This is a genomic window from Bacillus sp. FSL R7-0166 (genome assembly GCF_038008935.1).
In the GTDB taxonomy this organism is placed as follows: domain Bacteria; phylum Bacillota; class Bacilli; order Bacillales; family Bacillaceae; genus Bacillus; species Bacillus altitudinis.
On the sequence record NZ_JBBPAC010000001.1, the window covers coordinates 2,937,667 to 2,957,142 of the forward strand.

Annotated in this window: 19 protein-coding genes; 5 read left to right on the forward strand and 14 right to left on the reverse strand. The window is 42.5% G+C overall.

Annotated features, from left to right (window positions below):
• The first annotated feature begins 31 nt into the window (after positions 1–31).
• From NST01_RS15300 to NST01_RS15315, 4 genes are read left to right on the forward strand one after another with little or no spacing between them, the layout of a single operon-like run.
• Entirely contained in the window at positions 32–1,456 is a 1,425-nt protein-coding gene (locus tag NST01_RS15300; RefSeq protein ID WP_108610960.1) for a spore germination protein, read from the forward strand.
• Entirely contained in the window at positions 1,443–2,537 is a 1,095-nt protein-coding gene (locus NST01_RS15305) for a GerAB/ArcD/ProY family transporter (protein WP_144739534.1), read from the forward strand. Before NST01_RS15300 ends, NST01_RS15305 begins: the two co-directional genes overlap by 14 nt.
• Positions 2,534–3,652, forward strand: a complete 1,119-nt coding sequence (locus tag NST01_RS15310) for a Ger(x)C family spore germination protein (protein WP_008347083.1) — start codon at positions 2,534–2,536, stop codon at positions 3,650–3,652. The genes NST01_RS15305 and NST01_RS15310 overlap by 4 nt, the downstream gene beginning before the upstream one ends.
• A gap of 40 nt (positions 3,653–3,692) precedes the next feature.
• On the forward strand, positions 3,693–4,061 hold the full coding sequence (locus NST01_RS15315; RefSeq protein WP_007500307.1) for a hypothetical protein: 369 nt from the start codon (positions 3,693–3,695) through the stop codon (positions 4,059–4,061).
• A gap of 42 nt (positions 4,062–4,103) precedes the next feature.
• On the opposite strand, the gene NST01_RS15320 is transcribed toward NST01_RS15315, so the two are convergent.
• From NST01_RS15320 to NST01_RS15350, 7 genes are all read right to left on the reverse strand, one after another.
• Positions 4,104–4,739 (reverse strand): response regulator, encoded by a 636-nt coding sequence (locus NST01_RS15320; RefSeq protein ID WP_007500305.1) that lies wholly within the window; start codon positions 4,737–4,739, stop codon positions 4,104–4,106.
• Positions 4,736–5,800, reverse strand: a complete 1,065-nt coding sequence (gene liaS, locus NST01_RS15325) for a two-component system sensor histidine kinase LiaS (RefSeq protein WP_060781391.1) — start codon at positions 5,798–5,800, stop codon at positions 4,736–4,738. The genes NST01_RS15320 and liaS overlap by 4 nt, the downstream gene beginning before the upstream one ends.
• The gene (gene liaF, locus NST01_RS15330; protein WP_224559410.1) at positions 5,797–6,561 is read right to left on the reverse strand and encodes a cell wall-active antibiotics response protein LiaF; all 765 of its coding nucleotides are present in this window, start codon (positions 6,559–6,561) and stop codon (positions 5,797–5,799) included. Before liaF ends, liaS begins: the two co-directional genes overlap by 4 nt.
• 30 nt (positions 6,562–6,591) lie before the next feature.
• The gene (gene liaG, locus NST01_RS15335; RefSeq protein ID WP_007500299.1) at positions 6,592–7,461 is read right to left on the reverse strand and encodes a LiaG family protein; all 870 of its coding nucleotides are present in this window, start codon (positions 7,459–7,461) and stop codon (positions 6,592–6,594) included.
• Positions 7,462–7,572: 111 nt separating this feature from the next.
• Positions 7,573–8,238 carry a stress responsive protein LiaH gene (gene liaH / locus NST01_RS15340; RefSeq protein WP_341042074.1) on the reverse strand — a complete coding sequence of 222 codons (666 nt, stop codon included), beginning with the start codon at positions 8,236–8,238 and terminating at the stop codon, positions 7,573–7,575.
• A gap of 15 nt (positions 8,239–8,253) precedes the next feature.
• Positions 8,254–8,649 carry a hypothetical protein gene (locus NST01_RS15345; RefSeq protein ID WP_047945391.1) on the reverse strand — a complete coding sequence of 132 codons (396 nt, stop codon included), beginning with the start codon at positions 8,647–8,649 and terminating at the stop codon, positions 8,254–8,256.
• Between the two features lie 165 nt (positions 8,650–8,814).
• Positions 8,815–9,384, reverse strand: a complete 570-nt coding sequence (locus NST01_RS15350; RefSeq protein WP_341042075.1) for a cob(I)yrinic acid a,c-diamide adenosyltransferase — start codon at positions 9,382–9,384, stop codon at positions 8,815–8,817.
• 189 nt (positions 9,385–9,573) lie between these two features.
• Here NST01_RS15350 and NST01_RS15355 point away from each other — a divergent pair, with 189 nt between their 5' ends.
• Positions 9,574–10,320, forward strand: coding sequence for an SDR family NAD(P)-dependent oxidoreductase (locus tag NST01_RS15355; protein ID WP_341042076.1), 747 nt, complete (start codon positions 9,574–9,576; stop codon positions 10,318–10,320).
• Positions 10,321–10,356: 36 nt separating this feature from the next.
• Here the strand turns inward: NST01_RS15355 and pdxA are convergent, their stop codons facing one another.
• The 7 genes from pdxA to dapA all read right to left on the reverse strand — a co-directional run bounded on the left by pdxA (position 10,357) and on the right by dapA (position 19,369).
• Positions 10,357–11,361, reverse strand: a complete 1,005-nt coding sequence (gene pdxA, locus NST01_RS15360) for a 4-hydroxythreonine-4-phosphate dehydrogenase PdxA (protein WP_019743886.1) — start codon at positions 11,359–11,361, stop codon at positions 10,357–10,359.
• Positions 11,337–12,683 (reverse strand): four-carbon acid sugar kinase family protein, encoded by a 1,347-nt coding sequence (locus NST01_RS15365; RefSeq protein ID WP_341042078.1) that lies wholly within the window; start codon positions 12,681–12,683, stop codon positions 11,337–11,339. Before NST01_RS15365 ends, pdxA begins: the two co-directional genes overlap by 25 nt.
• A 25-nt stretch (positions 12,684–12,708) precedes the next feature.
• Complete coding sequence (locus NST01_RS15370; RefSeq protein ID WP_341042080.1) at positions 12,709–14,493, reverse strand: sigma-54-dependent Fis family transcriptional regulator; 1,785 nt, start codon at positions 14,491–14,493, stop codon at positions 12,709–12,711.
• A gap of 146 nt (positions 14,494–14,639) precedes the next feature.
• Positions 14,640–15,815 carry a sialidase family protein gene (locus NST01_RS15375; RefSeq protein WP_008347099.1) on the reverse strand — a complete coding sequence of 392 codons (1,176 nt, stop codon included), beginning with the start codon at positions 15,813–15,815 and terminating at the stop codon, positions 14,640–14,642.
• Positions 15,815–17,218, reverse strand: coding sequence for a sodium:solute symporter family protein (locus tag NST01_RS15380; RefSeq protein WP_008347100.1), 1,404 nt, complete (start codon positions 17,216–17,218; stop codon positions 15,815–15,817). Before NST01_RS15380 ends, NST01_RS15375 begins: the two co-directional genes overlap by 1 nt.
• A gap of 71 nt (positions 17,219–17,289) precedes the next feature.
• Positions 17,290–18,462 (reverse strand): iron-containing alcohol dehydrogenase, encoded by a 1,173-nt coding sequence (locus tag NST01_RS15385; protein WP_326115071.1) that lies wholly within the window; start codon positions 18,460–18,462, stop codon positions 17,290–17,292.
• Positions 18,463–18,466: 4 nt separating this feature from the next.
• Complete coding sequence (dapA, locus tag NST01_RS15390; RefSeq protein ID WP_019743891.1) at positions 18,467–19,369, reverse strand: 4-hydroxy-tetrahydrodipicolinate synthase; 903 nt, start codon at positions 19,367–19,369, stop codon at positions 18,467–18,469.
• Positions 19,370–19,476 lie beyond the last annotated feature (107 nt).

Sequence of the window (19,476 nt, forward strand, 5' to 3'; positions counted from 1 at the left end):
TAAGAAAAAGAAATTGAGGCGGGTGATCCATTTGAATCAAACTCCATTGAAAGAGCACTTATACGATAATCTCTCTGTCATTCTCCCTCAGTTAAAGGACATGGATGATTTGATCCATGAGAAAAAAACATTGCCTCATGGACAGGTTGTTTATTATTTATACATTAAAGAAATGAACGAAGCGATGCAGATTCAAACCTTCTTAAAACTGCTATTGCAAGATCATGCCTCTCTGACAAAAGAGAAGCTAGAATCCAATTTATCGATGATGACTACCCGTACGGTGAAAACCTCTGAAGAACTAGTAGATGCTATTTTCCAAGGACATTGTGTCGTACTGATTAATGGATTTCAGCATGCTTATATTTTAGAAACACACGGAACGAAGAAACGTAATTTAGGAGATGCTACATCTGAAACCGTCGTAAGAGGACCAAAAATTGGTTTCATTGAAGATATCAACACGAACTTAGCTCTCGTCAGACAGCGTTTGAAAAACCCTGATCTCAAAACAGTAGATATGAAAATCGGCGAAAAGAAATACACCCAAGTATCGATCATGTTCATTGATGGTATCGTTGAGCCCTCTGTTTTAAAAGAGGTAAAAAAGCGTCTCAAACAAGTCACCATAGATGATATTCAAGACTCAGGCGTTCTTGAGGAGCTGATTGAAGACAATGTGTATTCTCCTTTTCCGCAAATTCAAAACACAGAACGGCCTGATAAAGTGGCGTCTGCTTTAAACAATGGACGCGTCGCCATCTTTGTTGATCATTCGCCTTTTATCTTAATTGTGCCTGCTTCTCTCGCGACGATTATGCAATCACCTGATGATTATTATGAAAGATGGATCGCTGCCTCTCTGATTCGTTTGCTGCGTTTTACGTCCATCTTTCTCACATTGTTTTTATCAGCCATTTATATTGCCCTTGTGTCCTTCCATCAAGGTCTTTTGCCCACAACTTTAGCTATTTCCATCTCAAGCACACGAGAGAATGTCCCCTTTCCTCCTATTGTGGAAGCACTCATCATGGAAATGACCATTGAGCTGCTGCGGGAAGCTGGGTTAAGACTGCCTAATCCACTTGGACAAACAATCGGACTTGTGGGCGGTGTTGTCATTGGGCAGGCAGCCGTACAAGCCCATATCGTCAGCTCCATTATGGTCATTATTGTCAGCGTCATTGCACTTGCATCCTTTACCTTTCCTCAATATGGAATGGGGATATCATTTCGTGTCCTTCGCTTTGTGTCCATGTTTGCTGCAGCTGCATTCGGTTTATATGGACTTGTCCTGTTTATGCTCGTCTTACTCACTCATTTGACAAGACAAAAAAGCTTTGGCACCCCATATTTTTCACCAGATTTTGTGTTCAGCTATAAAAATGAGGACAATTCCATCATCAGATTGCCTTTGAAAAATCAAAAGAAAGGGGAACAACATGGTCAATCATAAAGAGTCGATCACAAGCTATCAGGCAAGTGCCATTATCGCCAATACCACACTAGGCGCAAGTATGATGATTCTGCCAAGATCAATGGCTCAAGCTGCGCCTACACCTGACGGCTGGATTGCACTCTTACTCATGAGTGTGATATACATTGTGTTTATTTTTGTCAATGTGCTCATGATGAAAAAGGTCTCCTTTTCTTCCTACTATGACTATACAAAAGAAGGACTTGGGAAATGGATTGGCTCACTTGCCAACCTGTTGATTATTATTTACTTTCTCGGCGTTGCCAGCTATGAAGTACGAGCCATGTCTGAGATGGTGAAATTCTTTCTACTTCAAAATACACCTGTAGCCGTGACGATGATCAGCTTTATTTTTGTTGGTTTTTACCTTGTGATTGGGGGGATTGGTGATTTTGCCCGGCTGTGCCCTTTTTTTCTGATTGTCACACTCATCATCTTATTTGTAGCCTACGGACTTAGTGTACAAGAGTTTAAGCTCGATAACCTACGGCCAGTTTTAGGAGAGGGCTTTTCCCCTGTTTTCAATTCCTTGAATGCTTCGGCCATTTCGTTTGTCGGCATTGAAATGATGCTTTTCATGCCTGCCTATATGAATACGCAAAAACACACTTTTGCATATGGCTCCATCGGCTTTTTGATTCCTGCGATCATCTATATTTTCACCTATATTCTTGTGGTTGGTGCGCTCACGGTGAAAGAAACGGCGACTCTGACGTGGCCAACCATTGCCTTATTTCAATCATTTGATATTCAGGGGATTTTTATTGAACGGATTGAATCCTTTTTGCTCATCGTTTGGCTTGTCCAGCTTTATACGAGCTTTGTAGGGTATACCTTTTTTGCTACGATAGGAGTCATCAAATTGACTAAATTCCCTAAAAAAATCTCGCTCGCCTTGATGGGCATTGTGATCTTCTTTGCCGCTCTTTTCCCAAAAGATGTTGATACGGTCCGAGACTATTTAACCTACGTAAACAACTTGTTCTTTCTTCTATTTGGTATACTCCCGTTTCTTTTATTTATCATCGTATTTTTCAAAAGGAGGCGGAAAACAGCATGAAAAAGAAAGCGGTTCTTGCGCTCTTCTCACTGATTCTATTATGCGGGTGCTGGGATAGTACAAATATCGAGGAGCTCAACATGGCAATTGGATTTGCTGTAGATAAAGGAGATGACGGACATAAATTGAAGCTGTCTATGCAGGTGCTCGTTCCGCAAAAAATTGAGCAAGAATCAAGCGTGAAAGATCCGACGAAGATTATTGAAACAAGCGGTGATTCCATACACCAAATTTTTCGTACGACGGCCCTAAAAACACACCGCATTTTTGCTCAGCAGCTGAGGGTTTATTTGTTTTCTCAAGACCTTATCAATGAAAATAATTTCGATTTGGTCATCAATCAATTCATTCGGGACAATGAAACACGAAGAGGAAGCCTTGTCTTTATGGCTTCTGAGAAGCCTGGAGATATGCTGAAAATCAATGACGACGGGCAGCCTGCCGCTTCCACCTTATACGATATTTCTTCGAATACAAAAACGACCATTCGTATGTTCAAGCCCGTTTCCTTAGGAGATATTTCTTCTGCCATGCAAAACAACGTATCTTTTGCCATTCCTAAAGTCAGTGTCAGTCAGGGAAAATTAATGCTGGATGGTGCCTCGATTATTCAGAACAAACGATTTCTCACTAACATCTCTCCTTTAGCGGTGCAGTCCTACAACCTGCTGACTGGAGATGCAACAGGCGGAGTGATTGAATTCCAATATGAACATAGCATTTATTCTTTTGAGATCTTTAAAATCAAACACAACATTGACACCCATAAAACAGCCAGTGGCAAATATGAATTTGATGTGTCAGTGGAGCTTGATGGCAGATTGTCTGAGGATTGGAATGAACGGGAAAATTCATTTAATGAAAAATACCTCCAAGAAATTGAGAAAGTCGTGGCACATCGACTTGAGGAAAATGTGAAAGATTTTATCGGGGAATTACAGCATGAGATCAAAGCAGATATTTGTGGATTTTATCAAAAAGCGAGTATTGCCTATCCGAAGGAATTCCGAAAAGAAGCAAAACATTGGGATGACATTTTTAGTGAATCGGATATTCGTTACAAGGTAAATGTGAAAATCCGTGACTTCGGGACTAAGGGCGCAACACAATCCTAATAGAGTATGTTAAAATGGTAAGAAAAAAAGGGTGTCAATCATGAAACGAGCTTTACTTTCGGCCGGCATTCTATTTTTGATTCTAGGAATACTTCTGTTAGTCGTGGTATTCATGCAATCAAAAGAAGATTTCTTCATTGAAGCCGACAGCTTTTCAAGCACATTTTTGATCGTGATTTATTATGGACAAACCCCTGCGCTCCTTCTGATTGGAGGCGGTTTATTTGTTGGACTTTCACAGATCATTGATTTGCAAGAGAAAAAAGCGGCAGTGGCAAAGGAAAGCGTCAAGCTGCTTTCCGAGATGAAGAAAACCCTGGAAGACAAATCGGCCGAGGAGCAGGAGGCTTTTCCAGTTCCTGAGCTCCATCAACTATCCGAACGTCCAATCACAGGACAGAAGGACTAATTTTGCGCATGTTCCAGCAGCTTTCATTTGAAAGCTGTTTTTTTATTGAATCAGCTTATGACGATGTGCATACACGGCTGCTTGTGTGCGGTCTTCTACATCAAGCTTGGAAAGAATGTTAGTAATATGCGTCTTGACTGTTTTGATGGTAATAAACAATTCCTCAGCAATGACCTTATTCGATTTTCCATCGGCAATCAGCTTTAATATTTCCATTTCTCTTGCGGTTAACGAATCGTGCAGAATGGACCCATTTGATGAATGGCGGAGTTTGTTCATGACCTTTCCAGCTACTTTTGATTCAAGTCTTGGTTCGCCGATACTCGCAGACCTGATGGCATCAGCAATTTCTCCTGCTTTCGATGTTTTTAAAAGATAGCTTAAAGCACCAGCCTCAATCACTGGATACACTTTATCATCATCAATAAAGCTCGTCAGTACAATAATTCGGGCATCCTCTATTTCCTGACAAATTCTTTTCGTTGCTTCAATGCCATCCATGCCTTCCATAACAAGGTCCATTAAAATCACGTCTGGCTTTAATTCAACCGCTAGTTCTACACCTTTTTGTCCATCTGACGCTTCACCGATGACTTCAATATCCGCCTGTGCCTCTAAAAAAGCAGCAAGACCCATTCTCACCATTTCGTGATCGTCAATTAAAAGCACTCGAATCATCGAACGTTCTCTCCTTTTCCTTCATCAAAAATGGGAACCTTCACATCAATTTGTGTGCCTTTTCCCTCAAATGACATAATCTCTGCGACACCGCCTACTTCACTTGTTCTTTCTCGTATCGATTCAAGTCCGTAGGAAGCAGTCTTCACATGATCTGTTTGAAAACCAATCCCGTTGTCGATAATTTTCAACTGAACTTGACGGTTCCGAATAAGCAGACGTACTGTCACCTTTGTCGCCTTTGCATGCCTAAACACATTGGAAAGGGCTTCTTGCACAATTCGGAACAGATGGTCCTCCACCCCTTTAGACAGCGGAACATCATCTTCTATTTCCCAATCAATATCAATTGGCTGCTTTGCCTGAAATTCATTGAGTAGCTCAATCAAGCCTTTTTTCAAGTCTTTTCCTTCAAGGGTGATCGGTCTTAAATGCAGAAGGAGTGCACGCATCTCATTTTGTGCATCGCCAGCCATTCGTTCCACAAGACGCATTTGCTTTAAAATCTTTTCATCCTTTTCCTTCATCCCTTCAAGAATCGCAGACGTCATCATCGAAATGGCGAATAGCTGCTGGCTGACTGCATCATGCAGCTCACGCGCTAGACGCTGACGCTCTTCTGAGACAACCGATTTTTTCATTTGAACCTGCCATTCAGCTCGCTCATTTGAGAGCTTTTGTAAGGAGGCTACTTGCCCTTCCACTCGTTTCGCCATTTCATTTAATTGATCTGCCGCCAAACCAATTTCATCATCACCTAGAGAAGGCAGTCTATAGGCAAAATTCCCATTTTCAAACTTCAAAATCGACTCTACAAGCTGATCTAGTCGCTTCTTATGCTGATAGCCAAACACATGCCCAGCTGATACACCAATGGCGAGACTAATAATGAGTAAAATACAAAAAAACGGGATGCCGAACCACCGCGTAGACAGCAAAATCATGGGATCAAGCTGGTAATAAAAAAACATCGGGAGTGTCGTCATGATGACAACACCAAGCGAGATACCGACTGCAAGACGAACAGATTGCCACTGGATGCCTAAATGCAGTTTCCTCATAAGTACCTCACATCCACATCCCCAATCAGGAGAGAAATGGAGATTTTCACTTTTCGCTTGCTCTCATCATAATCATTTGTCATGACATACACTTTACTGCCGAACCCGCTTCTTTTTTCATCAATGATTTTCATATCACCAATCGCAGCCGAAGCACTCACACACACTTCAATATCCTGCGGTACGTAAATATCGACATCTCCGATGAGCCCGCTAATGACGATCGTGCTTTCTTCCTCTGCAATGATCGCCTTTGATAAGTCGATTTTGACGTCGCCAATAAAACCTGAAATGGTCAAATCACTTAATTGAAATGGTTTTTTCATCAGCCTGACTTCACCGATAAAGAAATCATGTTCTTTGCGTGGCTTCGTCTGGCTTTTTGTTTTCTTCTGATCGCCCTCTTTTTCAAGATTAACTTTCAGTGAAGGCTTTCCATCGTCTGATGATTCCTTTTTATCGACATCAAAAACAGGTTTGTTTTTCAATAAACGATAGCCCGCATAGATCAAAAAGGCAGCAAATAAATACCCAGTCAAACTAAACGTGATATTTAGTAGAAACTTCAAGAAGAGAAAGCCTGCAAAAATATAGGAAACCGAACCGAGCCAACGTTTAGATCGAGAGTGCAGCCAATAACCAAATAGAGCAAAAAACACTGGCCAAAATAGGTCTGCCCCAATCCCAATAATTTTGAGAAAAAGATTAATACCAAAAATCACCACAATGATGCCTAAAATTTGATTTCTAGAAAAACGCAGTTGACTCGCCTCCTTCCTTTTTTCGTTTGTTTACCGCAATTTTAAGTTTCCGCTTGTCATCTCAATATCGACTAAGTGTGTCCCTTTCCCATGCGTGCCTGTAAAACCTCGGCCTTCACTATCCGCTTGGTCAAAATCATACGAATGATCAATACGTCCACTCGTTTTTTTCACTTGAACTTTGAAATCTCCCTCATCTGGCAAGTTCAATTTCGCACTGCCTGATGTCATGTGAAAGTCGACTGGTGAATCAATTGTATCAAAGCTTGCTGTCAGCCTGCCGCTTGTCATGCCTAATTGCAGCTTTCCTTTTACATCTTGAATATCAGCACGACCAGAAGTGGCACCAATATCACTTTCCTTCGCATCAATATGAGACACTGAAAGTCTGCCAGAAGTCGCTTTGATTTCCACACGATTTGCTGAGAAGTTCTCAGCTGTGAGGTTTCCGCTCGTTGATTTGAGCGTCACATCTTGAAGAGACAGCTTTCCTTCGCCATTTACTTCGCTCACGCCGATTCCACCTGTTATTTTCACATCTTTATGATAATCTGTTGGAATTTTGACTAAGAGTTCTCCTTTTTCAAATGCAGAGAAAAACAAAAATCCTTTATTTTCAGCACGGACTTTGAATGTTCCGCCTGTTTGTTCCGCATACATTTTCCCTTTTCCATTCACAACCATCACAGAAATATCCGAACGATCTTCCGGCTTCACCTTGATGCGAAATCCAGAAAGAGAGATATCTAATTGTTCAACCTCATCCTTTTTCGCTGAAGCTGTTGTGACCGCTTTATCACGAGAAAAGCTCAAATGAAAGAGATCTCCATTTTTGAAAAGCATCCCAATCATCAAAAAAACACCAACAAGTATACAAATTAGACCAATGAACCGTTTCATTTATATCATCCCTTTATCCTTTGACCTTTTTATTATAAGGAAAAGCGAAACAGAAAGAAATCAAATAACGGAAGAAAAATCCTGTTTTTCTTCCGTTTTGACACATTTCCATTAGTTTGCCGGCTGTTTCTCAAGCTGCTTTGATCGCTTAAGCTTTTGCCATTCCTTTTCAACCTCATCAGCGTAATCAAGATGAGCATAAGCACCCTGATCGGCAAATTGTGCATAGCTACCCGCTTTTGTCTCCATTTCCTCTATACGGTTCTCCATGCGTAGAAATTCTTTATAAGCACTTTCACTATCAACCTTATTCATAGATTCATTCATATGCTGCTTTGCCTGTGCGGCATTGGCTCTTGCAATCAGCGCTTGCTTCTTGTCTTTAACATCACGCAGCTTTGTTTCTAGATGCTGCAACTGTTCTTTCAGCTCTTTCAGCTGTTTAACAGATTGCTGATAGGCTTCTTGATATTCGTTGTGCTTTTCTTCAAAATACTTCATTTCAGTCAGTGCTTTCCGTGCAAGTTCTTCTTCTCCTGCCTGAAACGCCAGCTCCGCCTGTTTCTTTCGTTTATCAGCAAATTCTTCTGTTTCTTCTGCTTTTCTCAAGAAACCTTGCTGAATGGTTTGCTGTTTAATGATCGCATGTTTCGCTTTGGCAATATCGTCCTCCATATCACGAACATATTGATTCAGCATGACACGCGGATTCTCCAATTTATCTAAGCCTTCATTGACTGTTGCAACAAACATATCACGTACTCTTCTTAATACCATTTCATATTCCTCCCTTTATTTTTTCTTTAAAAAGTCTTCCCATTCTTGATCAAATGACGTGTGCATAGTTTCTTCCATGTTCGGTGCCGTGTTTGGCTCCATATATGTTGTTCTGCCGGATGATTCCTTTGCAGATTCACCATTGATCATCTTCCAGCCAAAGTAGAGAAGTACTCCAGCAAATGCGATTCCGAGTAAAAATGGCAGCGACTGTGCGACGAGCAATACACCGATAATAGAGAGTATGACCCCTGTTGTCTTACTGCCCTTATCATATTTTTTGACACCTACATAAATGAGCCACGCCCCAATCAAAGTCGGGATCAGCCCGCCCAATGAACCACCAAAGAAGATGGATAAACCGATAAACATCAGGATTGAACCGATGATGGTTTTACTTGTGATTTTCATCTTCATGCCTCCTTTCTTGCTCCTTGCTTTAACTATAGTCAAAAAAGGAAGCCGGCAAAACGTGTCGTAGATTGATCTTTGATTGCGACCAGAGTCGTAACATGGCTCAGACTGAACGGTTGAATCCATAGAAAAAGCACTCTTCGACTAGAAGAGTGCTTTTCCTCATTTAGAACGAAACACATCTGCACTTCGTTCATATTCAACATCTGCTTCACCGAGCCGATGATTCACAATACGGGCGGCAGCAAATAAATAGTCGGATAGACGGTTCACATATGTGAGCGTAATTGCTGGAATTTCCTCCTGCTTTGCGAGTGTCACAATATGCCGCTCGGCTCTCCTGACGACTGTTCGCGCTACATGTAAGAGGGCAGCACCTTCCTGGCCCCCAGGTAAAATAAATTTAGTCAGCGGCGCGGCTTCTTCTACATACACGTCCATTCGCTTTTCAAGGACTGTGACAGACTCTTCTTTTAACTTGCCTTCTTTCGGTGGTTTCACCGCTGCCAAATCACCGCCGCAGTCAAACAGTTCATGCTGAATGACCATTAGCTCAGATAGAATATCTTGAAACAATTCGCCATGCTGCCTTAAGTTTGCATTGGCTAGTCCAATCAAACTATTCGCTTCATCTAATGTACCATACGCTTCTACTCTTGCGTCATCTTTATCAGCCCGCCCGCCAATCAAGCCTGTTTGACCTTGATCTCCAGTTTTTGTATAAAGTTTCATTGAGGTTCCCCCTTATCCATTGCTTGTTCCTTTTAGTATACCCTGAAGTGGAAAAGATGTATTTGTTTTATTATGAAACACTTTTATTCAAAACCTCTTCATTCCCACTTTATATGTTGAATGATGAAACATCACATTTTATAATAAATGAAAGCGCTTTTTAATTATGACTGATGGGTGGGATGATAGATGACTTTACAAAACAAAGTAGCAATCATTACAGGTTCAAGCAGAGGGATTGGCCGCGCCATTGCGGAGGCATTTGTCTCTGAAGGAGCTAAAGTGGTGCTGAACGGAACGAATGAAGTGCTATTGCAAGACGTTTGCTCCTCTCTGAATAAAGAAGAGACACGCGCTGTTTCTGTCGCTGGTGATGCTAGTTTACCAGCGACAGCTGCCTCCCTCGTTGAGAAGGCAAAAAACCATTTCGGACAGATTGATATATTGGTCAACAATGCTGGGATCAATTTGCGGAAATCAACAGTCGATACATCTGTTGATGAATGGAAAAGACTAATTGATATTAATTTGACGGGTACGTTTCTCATGTGTCAAGCAGTCATTCCTGACATGATCAAACAGCAAGGCGGGAAGATTGTCAACATGAGTTCAACTACTGGCAAAACCCCTCATCACAATGCATCACCTGCTTACGGCGTTTCAAAGGCAGGTATCAATTACTTAACGATGCATCTTGCCAAAGAATTAGCAGCACATCACATTCATGTAAATGCTGTCTGTCCTGGGCCAATTGAGACAGACATGAGCAAACAGTGGAGTGATGAATACCGTAGATCTGTTTTAGAAAGAATTCCTCTGAAAACAATTGGAACACCGCAGCAAGTCGCAAACGCCGTCACCTTTTTAGCCTCTGATCAGTCAGATTTCATCACAGGGGAAACCATCAATATGAATGGCGGAACGTATATGAACTAAAGAAAGAGCCTCCATTGGAAGGCTCTTTCACTTTTACTATCGGTTCTCTCTCGTACCAGAAAGCATGATTGCCTGCCGAATGGCTTCTTCCATACTCGCAGAATCAGCCTTTCCTGTTCCTGCAATATCAAATGCTGTCCCATGATCGACACTTGTACGGATTATAGGCAATCCAACTGTAATATTAACGCCTGATTCTAAGCCAAGCACCTTGATTGGTCCATGCCCTTGATCATGATACATCGCCACAACGATATCAAAGTCGCCTCTTGTTGCCCTAAAGAACAGTGTATCAGCTGGTAGCGGGCCAAATACTTGAACCCCTTCATCCTGTGCTCGTTCTACCGCTGGAATGATCTTCTCCTCTTCTTCTCCGTTTCCAAACAGACCATTCTCCCCAGCATGCGGATTAATCCCGCACACAGCAATTCTAGGTGCAGGGATACCAGACCGAACGAGGGTATCATGAGCCAGTTTAATCGTTGTGTATACACGCTCAGGATTGATTTTTAAGATGGCATCCATTAATCCGATATGTGTCGTCACATGCACCACTTTTAAATTAGGAGCTGCCAGCATCATGGCATAATCGTCCGTACCTGTCAGGTCAGCTAAAATTTCTGTATGCCCTGGATACATATGACCAGCCTTATGAAGTGCTTCCTTGTTTAACGGTGCTGTACAAATGCCGTCAATTCTACGGTCATTCGCAAGTGTAATGGCTTTTTCAAGATATCGAAAAGCGGCATTCCCTGCTTCTTTTGAAATCTCTCCTACTGGAATATCACTTGTTAATAGATGAAGATCAAGACAAGGAACGGCACCAGCTTTTACTTGTTCCGCTTCCTCCGGTTCTTTAATACTGACAATCTCCACATCTGTATTCACAAAATCTTTCGCCCTATTTAATATATGGGTGTCTCCAATGACAAATAGAACGGCTTCTTCATGTAAACGGCTTTGCTGGAAGGCTTTTAAAATAATTTCAGGACCAACCCCAGAAGCATCTCCCATCGTTACAGCAATGATTGGTTTTGCCATTCGTCTACCCCCTCTATGTTTTTCAACACTTCAACCGCATGGAGCACAGAATCTTTTTGACCATATGCCCCTGCTTTTGTGACCGCATATACACTCGTATCAACGAGCCGCCCAAGCGGGATGCCGGGTTCAATTTCTTTCAACAGCTGAATCCCGCCTGCTCCAAGCTCATGGCATATCGCACGCGCCGTATCTCCACCAGTTAAAAAAAGGCGTTTCATCCCTGTTAATTCAACAATGTCTTTTGTGATCTTACCAAGACAGACAGATAAGGTACTTCCTACTTCTTGTCTTGTCATGCCATTCGCTTCACCGTATGCCAACATCTGTTCAACCATTTCTGGCCTTGCGTCTGTATAAAGGAGAATATCTTCATCCTGACGCATGAGCAACTGATCCATGACTGATTTCCTTTCCCATGCTTCACGGCCGTTTAATACATTCAACGGGTTCACTTTCACCTCGAGACAATCGTGTTTTTCTCTTAAAAAAGCAAACTGCTCATTTGTTTTTTGAGAAGCACTTCCTGAAACGATGAGAACAGATTCATGCTTTTTTGCATGAGAAAGATTGCGGTGTTTCGCGACATAGAATGATAATGCGCCAGCGAGTCCGGCTGACCCGACCCAAAGCACTCTTTGATTGATCTTCATAAACAAATCAACGATCTGTGTTAAATCATGGTTCGTTTCTGCATCACACACAAACCATTGATGACCATGTTTTAATAAAGATGAAACGTCATGACTCGTTTCGTTTAGCTCTGAATAGACCGCTTGCTGCGAAAGATGTTTTGGCTTGATGTTTGTCTGCTCGTCAATTAAGTCTGAAATACTGGATGTCAGGACAGGCGTTTTTGGGTCCTTCGCTGCTTCTGATAGATGAACAGGCACACCCTCCACATAATGAATGCCATAGGCCGTAGATCTATTCGCATCGGGGTAAGCGGGGGCAATGACTGCCGCATCAAACCGGCCAAGATCCATTAGTGCCTGAAGCTCTATTCCTATATTTCCTCTTAACGTTGAATCTATTTTTTTAAAGAAAAGGTGTGAATCCCCTTGTAGAAACGGCTGAACCATTTGACTGACCTCATTATACGCTCTTTCAGAAGACATACTTCGCGAGTCTGTATCGACAATCAGTACATCTTCCTCCTTGTACCGGCTCATATCCTCAAATGACGGCTGGAACAGCACAGAGGCTTTTAAACCGGCCTTCACAAATTGAACACCTGTATCACTTGCGCCTGTTAAATCATCAGCCACAATGATCACCTTTTGCTCTAAGTTCGCTCCTTTTTTTAATAGATCGTTTGTCATTTAGACACCTCGGTCTCATTGCATATTATTCCTTTAACTTTCTCCACAGCGTCGTGCGGTTAATATTCAGCCGCTTTGCTGCTTTTGATTGATTCATATTTTCTTCTTCCAGCACCGTCCGAATGATTCGTCTTTCAATCTCGTCAAGCGTGCCATGTAAATAGCTGGACAGCTGTTTTTCTTCATTCTCAGAAGCAAGTTGCTCAATTGCCGGCTTTGCTTTACTCAACGTGATATATCCACTTTTTGTTGTCAGCACCAGTTCCTCCATAATCCGCTTGAACTGCCGGACATTTTCTCTAAATCGCTCGTTTTGAAAGGCGGCAATCACATCTGCTGACAGCCCAACAACCTGCGTCCCATAAAGAGAATTTAATTCAGCTATAAATAACCTGCTCATATCCTCAATATCTTCTGCCCGTTCAGATAACGGCGGGACATGAATGACGAGCTCCTGCAAACACGTATATAGGTCTTCATGAAACGCCCCAGATTGCATCAATTTGAACAAATCAACTGTAGATGCAGCCATCCAGCGAATGTTCTGCTGATGATGACTAAGCTGCTCGGCCATAATGGGCTGCATAGCCATTGGGACACGATCAATATCCTTCAGAAAGATCGTCCCTTTTTGATGCACCGGAATTATGTTTACATCATCTAATTCAGTCAAACGGCTGCAATGCACCGTCATAAAGCTCTCATTTTTCCTCTCGCTCATTTGGTGAATAGCAAAAGCAAGGCTTGATTTACCAGTTCCTTGTTCACCATAGAGACAAATCGATCGATCTGTTTGGCTGAACGCCTTTGCCCTTTTAATCACATCTTTCATATTTGAACTCTGCTCAGTAAAAAGAGCAAATGGATGTGCTGAATGAACAGGTGCAGCCAGCATCCATATACGCTGCCCCTCCCTATTAATCACAGCAGAAGGCTTCTCAATCGTCAAAAGTAGCTCACCTTTAGATAATAAGCTTCCTTTGACATGCCACACTTGCTGCTGAAAGGAGATTTGAGAATATCCATTTTGTTTTCCTTCTCGAACTGCTTTTACTGCTGGTTCAAGCGCCGGGCACCAATCCATCACATCAACATGAGACGTAAACGGTGCAAATAACCCTTTTTCTGTCCATTCTTTCATTTGCTGATTGATAAAATAAAGCTGATTGTGCTGATCAATGATCAGCATCCCTTTTGACTCTTGATCAATCATTTCACGAAAGAGGCGCTGCTCAGCTGTCGCCTCTTTATATAAACGGTACATTTGTTTTGCTTGATGAAACGCTTCTTTGACAGATTCACGTCCTGAGGTAATGAGCATGCTTTGCATCCCCAGCTCCTTGGCCGCTTTATCTGTAATCACATCACCCAGTACAACCTGTGTCCCTTGCTCCTGTAACTGCTGTAAAAGATCCCACACTTCTTCCTCTTGCTGTATTGTATAAATATCAATTTTGATCCCGTATAACTCTCCGATGGTGCGTACACCTTGTGTAATATTTTCAAATCCAACTACTGCTTTTTTCCCTTGGTAACCTTTAATCAGCGTGAGGGCACGAAGCAAGTCGTAGCCTGACACAGGGATATCCACCACTGGAATGTTGACGTGTTTTTGAATAAGCGCAGCTGTCCCCCCGCGGCTCATAATAATATCCATTCCTTGAGCCTCGGCCTGTTCTGCCAGTGCAACACCAGACCTAAGATCTCCGACTTCAAGCTGGAATGTGATGCTTTTTTCGTCTTTGGCAAGGTCGATTAATACATCGCCTAATCCTTTATACGGTGCAATACCTAATACTTTTATATTCATGAAAAGGACCCCCATTTTTTATCTCTTCATCGTGAGACATACGTTGAGGGAGTCCAAATGTTAGCAAATTGAGACAACCCTCCAAACATCAATTATAAATGAAGAAAATGAGGGTTACAATTCACGGAAACACTGATCCCTTGCGGTTAAGACGTGTGATGAGTCCATTCTTCTTTCACACACACATACTTGATGGCCTGCCGGTAAAAAGTAAACGCAATGTGCAGACTACCATCTTTTCCTTCTGTGATGGATGGATAAGAATACTCTCGATTCAATTTGTCCTTTGAGTTGTTTGTCATGGCATATCCATCGCCAATTTCAAGGTTACGTCTGACGGGCCATGTCGCACCGTCATCCGTCGAGATGGCAAGTGTCATTGGCGCACGCGGTGTTCCCCAAAAGGCTGGACGCGCCTCTGTATCAACAGCCGTTCGTGTATCGCCTTCATCCTCAATTTCATCATACAAGGACGCTCTTCTTTCTGTTTGATCATCCGCATTGATATGGTTATAAACGAGGGCAAGATGACCATTATGGAGCACCGTAAATTGAATGGATGAGTTATTGTTTGGCAGCTCTGTTGCTCTTGGCTCAGACCATGTCCGTCCATGATCCACTGAACGGCTCATATAAATCGAATCAGCAAACCGGCTTCTAAAGAGGGCAAGCAGGGAACCATCCGCACATTTTCCGATATTCATATGAACACAGCCAGTACTGTTGGGCACAGTGACCTCTTCCCAGGTCTTCCCTTGATCTGAGGAAATCTTCACAGCACTGACATCACGGTTTCCTGTCCATTTTACGCCAGGAATCGTTTTACAATAGAACACCGGAAGGAGCCAATCATCATTATCCAATACAACAATAGGCTGTCGTATAAACGTCCCCGGCTGATCAAATAAAGTACCAATCTCTCCCCAAGTCTCTCCTCTATCCTCCGATAAACGATATCTCACAAGAGCTGTATCTTGATTGCCAGAAAGTTGTGCTGTATAAAGCAGCCACAGCCTGCCATCTTTCTCTTGAAAAAGAACTGGATTTTGTTCAGATCGTGTAGAATCATCAGACAGCTTCACAGCCTTCGTCCATTGATTACTTCCTTGCTTGAGCCTTGACATATAGATAGAGATATCAGGAATTCCTTCTTGCGTACCGCCAAACCATACACACAGCAAATCTCCATTATCCAGTTCGATGAGATTAGCCGCATGGTTTTGCACGCAATCTGTTGGTAAAAAGGCTTCTTTTCTAGCTGCGTCTTGTTCATTTTGTCGCAATTTTCCATCTATTTTGATCATGATGTCTTCATTTGTCATCATAATTCTCCTTTCAGTGATTGATCCTTTTTAGCTGGCGGGCTGATCCATCGATCCATCACCAGAACTAGGAAAGGAATGATAATGGCCACATACATATTATCGATTCCAAATGGATTATCGAGTAAATACCACACCGTCGTGGCGATGCCTGAAGCGGCAAGACCAATGGTTGCTCCTCTATTTGAATTAAAGTATGGCAAGTAAAAGCCCATTGCTGCTACAACTGCAATCGATGTTCGAAGTGCTCGTGTAAAAAAGGAAAGTGACAGCAACTCTGGTGCAAGTGCGACCCCCACAAGCGGCACAATCCCAACCATGACAGCTACATACCGAGTCACCTTCATACGCTGCTCTGGTGATGGTTTCTTTTTCGGTACATAAAAGTCATCAATAATCAACGTGGTTGTAGCAAGTGCAACCGTCGAGACACCAACAAAAATGGATGCGACAAGCGATGTTGCCACAATAGCGCTCAAAATCGGATTCATATGCTGTAAAAAGACAGGGAAAGCATAAATAGGGTCAATGTCTGGATACAAATAACGGGCTGAGACACCGATGATCCCGATCGCAATGGCAAGCGGCAAACAAAGGAGTGCTGCATACAGGGTCGATTTTTTCGCTTCTCGCTCACTTTTCGACGAGGTGATCGCTTGAATGATAAACTGCGTCGCAAAAATGGCCCCCATGTTTCCTATAAACCAAGCTCCAATCGTTCCCCAACCGATGGTCCCATCCCATGTAAAGAAATGGTCGGGTAATGTTTGTTTCATTGGCTCAAAGCCTTTTGTTAAATAAAGGGCTACCCCTAGTGTAATTAAAATCCCCGCATACTTCACAATTGAATGAAGGATCGTGACCCATGCAACCCCCTTCATTCCTCCGAAAGTAAAATAAAATGTACTCACAACCGCCGTGATGATGGCACAGGTCATTAAAGGAAGGCCAAGAATAGATGCAATGGCAGCTGAACCACTTAAATAGTTTCCTAGATTCACTAAGAGCAGGGCTGCAATCATAATGACAGAGACAACAAGCTTTGTTGATTTTCCAAATTTTTGATCGATAATACCTGAAATCGTGTATTGTCCTGTTCGATAAAACTTTCCCACTAAGAAAAAGGAAAAAATAAAAAAGGCAATAGCAACTGTGATAACAGACCATGAAGCGGAAAGCCCGTGTGTAAAAGCAGATTCAGCTGTTCCGACAGTTGACTTCGTCCCAATGAATTCACTCATTAACAAAATACCGACCACAATAGCTGGAAGTGACTTAGCGGCATTGTTAAATTCTGAGTTAGACTTACTACGGAAACGCATCGTCAGCCAGGTCGTAAACAGAATATAGAGAATAATGACGATTAAAATAAATGTGATGACAGAACTGCTTAAGACATTCACTTAAAATCCCCCTTTGTGTGCAAGCCGTATGAAGCAACTTCTTATGTCCCATCCCAGTGACGTATGAAGTGTTAAACGTGGAGCAGTTTCATGTAGACCTGTTCAATATCAGAGACAGACATCGGCTTCGGGTTGTTATCCATTAATCTCTTCACCTCTGAAGCAGCTTCAGCAAGTGCCGGCACATCTTCTTTTGACACACCGAAGGCTTTGAGTTGTTGAGGAATGTGTAAATCCGCTGTCCACTCTTCAACTTGACGAATCACTTGCTCTGCAAGCGTATGCTTTGAGCCTTTCTCTTCGATCCCTATCACTCTAGCAATATCTTCAAGACGATCTTTGATATGGTCTGCATTAAACGCCGTGACATGAGGAAGCAGCATGGAATTAGCGACACCGTGTGAAATTTTGAATTTCCCCCCTAACGGATAAGCCATTGCATGAACAGCAGCGGTTCCGGCACTTGTGAGCGCCATCCCGCCATACATGGCACCAACCAGCATATCTTCCCTTGCTGTCATATTATCCCCGTGATGATAGGCCTCCTGAATACTTCCTGAAATGAGCCTCATCGATTCGAGTGCAAACATATCACTAAATGGATTGGCTTTATTTGAAATATACGATTCAAGCGCATGCGTAAACGCATCCATCCCTGTAGCTGCGGTAATGGCTTTTGGCAATTTGAGTGTCAGTGCGGGATCTAAGATCACAAGATCAGGCAAAAGGTATGGGCTGACCATGCCAATTTTTAATTCTTTTTCCGGAAAGGTAACAATCGCGTTTGGTGTCACTTCTGATCCCGTACCTGAGGTTGTTGGAATGAGAATCGTTGGAACTCCTCTTTTTTTAACAAGGTTCGTGCCAACGAGATCAGAAATTGGCTGATCATTCGTCTTTAGAACGGCTAATATTTTGGCCGCATCCAGCACACTCCCGCCACCAATCCCAATAACGGCTTCATGCTCCCCTTTTAAAAATGTCTGGAAGACGTCCTCGATATTTTCTTCCGTTGGTTCAGGCTTAATCTCTGTGCTGATCTCACTCGCAATCCCTTTTTTCGCAAGTTCTGTTTTGATTTGATCTGCGTAACCAAGAGATACGATGGATGGCTGCGTTAAAATAAAAATGGATCTCAACTTGCTAAGTCCTAATAGCTCTAGCTTCTCCCCAAGGAGCTCTAGAGAGTGAGCGCCAGAAACAATGTGTGATGCCGTTTGAAAGTGATATTGTGATATTGTCATCTCTTCACGACTCCTTTGCTGCTTTTGCTTGTATCCGATAATTCTCCATCATGTTCACCACAGCTTCTAAAGCTTCGCCGGATAATGCTTTGACCGGGCTTTTTGGCGGACCTACAGGAATCCCCGAAAGTTCAGCTGCTTTTTTCAAAGGTGCTGGTAACGTTCCTAATGTGAATGTGGCTCTTAACGGCTGCAGCTGCTGCTGAAATTGCTCACTTTGGTCAAGATTTCCTTGCTGAAACGATTCATAAATGCCAACGACGGTTTCTGGAAATACATTTGCCGTTGCCGCCACTGCACCTGTTCCGCCTAGCTTCAATGTCTCTAAAATGAGGGAATCCGTTCCTGCAAGCACGACAAACTCTTCATCCTTTGTAACATCGAGATACGCTTTGATATTGGCAATATCTCCACTACTGTCTTTAATACCTAACACATTCGGTAGGACGCTGAGCCTTGCAACCGTCTCTGGCGCAAGTGACACACCTGTTCTTGACGGAATGTTATAGAGCAAGATGGGGATGGTCACATTTTCTGAAATATGACGAAAATGCTCATACAGCTCCTCTTGTGATGGCGCAACAAAATAAGGGGTGATAACCGACAGGACATCTACGCCTAAATCTGCGAACTTGTTTGAAAGCTTAATGGTTGCCTCAGTACTATTCTCGCCTGCTCCCATGTATACAGGCACCCTGCCGCCCGCAGCCTTTACAACAGTTTCAGCAATTTGAAGCTTTTCTTCCTCTGAAAACAAATGAAATTCGCCGTTTGTCCCTAAAGCAAAGATGCCGTGCACACCAGAGTCGATTAAATGATCAATGAGTTGCTTTGTCACTTCTGGATGAAAATACTCTTCTTCTGTAAGCGGTGTCAAAATAGCTGGAATGATTCCCTGAATGTTCAAATGATCCTCCCCTTCCGATTGTTGCATTTTTAAACAATTAATTATTAAAACGCTTTCATGATTCTTATTATAAAAGTAATATGATTTATTTAGCAACATATTTTTCG

Coding starts and splice junctions, on each gene's coding strand:
- NST01_RS15305 (WP_144739534.1), top strand. CDS start 1,443: ATGGTCAATCATAAAGAGTCGATCACAAGCTATCAGGCAAGTGCCATT.
- NST01_RS15310 (WP_008347083.1), top strand. CDS start 2,534: ATGAAAAAGAAAGCGGTTCTTGCGCTCTTCTCACTGATTCTATTATGC.
- NST01_RS15315 (WP_007500307.1), top strand. CDS start 3,693: ATGAAACGAGCTTTACTTTCGGCCGGCATTCTATTTTTGATTCTAGGA.
- NST01_RS15320 (WP_007500305.1), bottom strand. CDS start 4,739: ATGATTCGAGTGCTTTTAATTGACGATCACGAAATGGTGAGAATGGGT.
- liaS (WP_060781391.1), bottom strand. CDS start 5,800: ATGAGGAAACTGCATTTAGGCATCCAGTGGCAATCTGTTCGTCTTGCA.
- liaG (WP_007500299.1), bottom strand. CDS start 7,461: ATGAAACGGTTCATTGGTCTAATTTGTATACTTGTTGGTGTTTTTTTG.
- liaH (WP_341042074.1), bottom strand. CDS start 8,238: ATGGTATTAAGAAGAGTACGTGATATGTTTGTTGCAACAGTCAATGAA.
- NST01_RS15345 (WP_047945391.1), bottom strand. CDS start 8,649: ATGAAAATCACAAGTAAAACCATCATCGGTTCAATCCTGATGTTTATC.
- NST01_RS15350 (WP_341042075.1), bottom strand. CDS start 9,384: ATGAAACTTTATACAAAAACTGGAGATCAAGGTCAAACAGGCTTGATT.
- NST01_RS15355 (WP_341042076.1), top strand. CDS start 9,574: ATGACTTTACAAAACAAAGTAGCAATCATTACAGGTTCAAGCAGAGGG.
- pdxA (WP_019743886.1), bottom strand. CDS start 11,361: ATGGCAAAACCAATCATTGCTGTAACGATGGGAGATGCTTCTGGGGTT.
- NST01_RS15365 (WP_341042078.1), bottom strand. CDS start 12,683: ATGACAAACGATCTATTAAAAAAAGGAGCGAACTTAGAGCAAAAGGTG.
- NST01_RS15370 (WP_341042080.1), bottom strand. CDS start 14,493: ATGAATATAAAAGTATTAGGTATTGCACCGTATAAAGGATTAGGCGAT.
- NST01_RS15375 (WP_008347099.1), bottom strand. CDS start 15,815: ATGACAAATGAAGACATCATGATCAAAATAGATGGAAAATTGCGACAA.
- NST01_RS15385 (WP_326115071.1), bottom strand. CDS start 18,462: ATGACAATATCACAATATCACTTTCAAACGGCATCACACATTGTTTCT.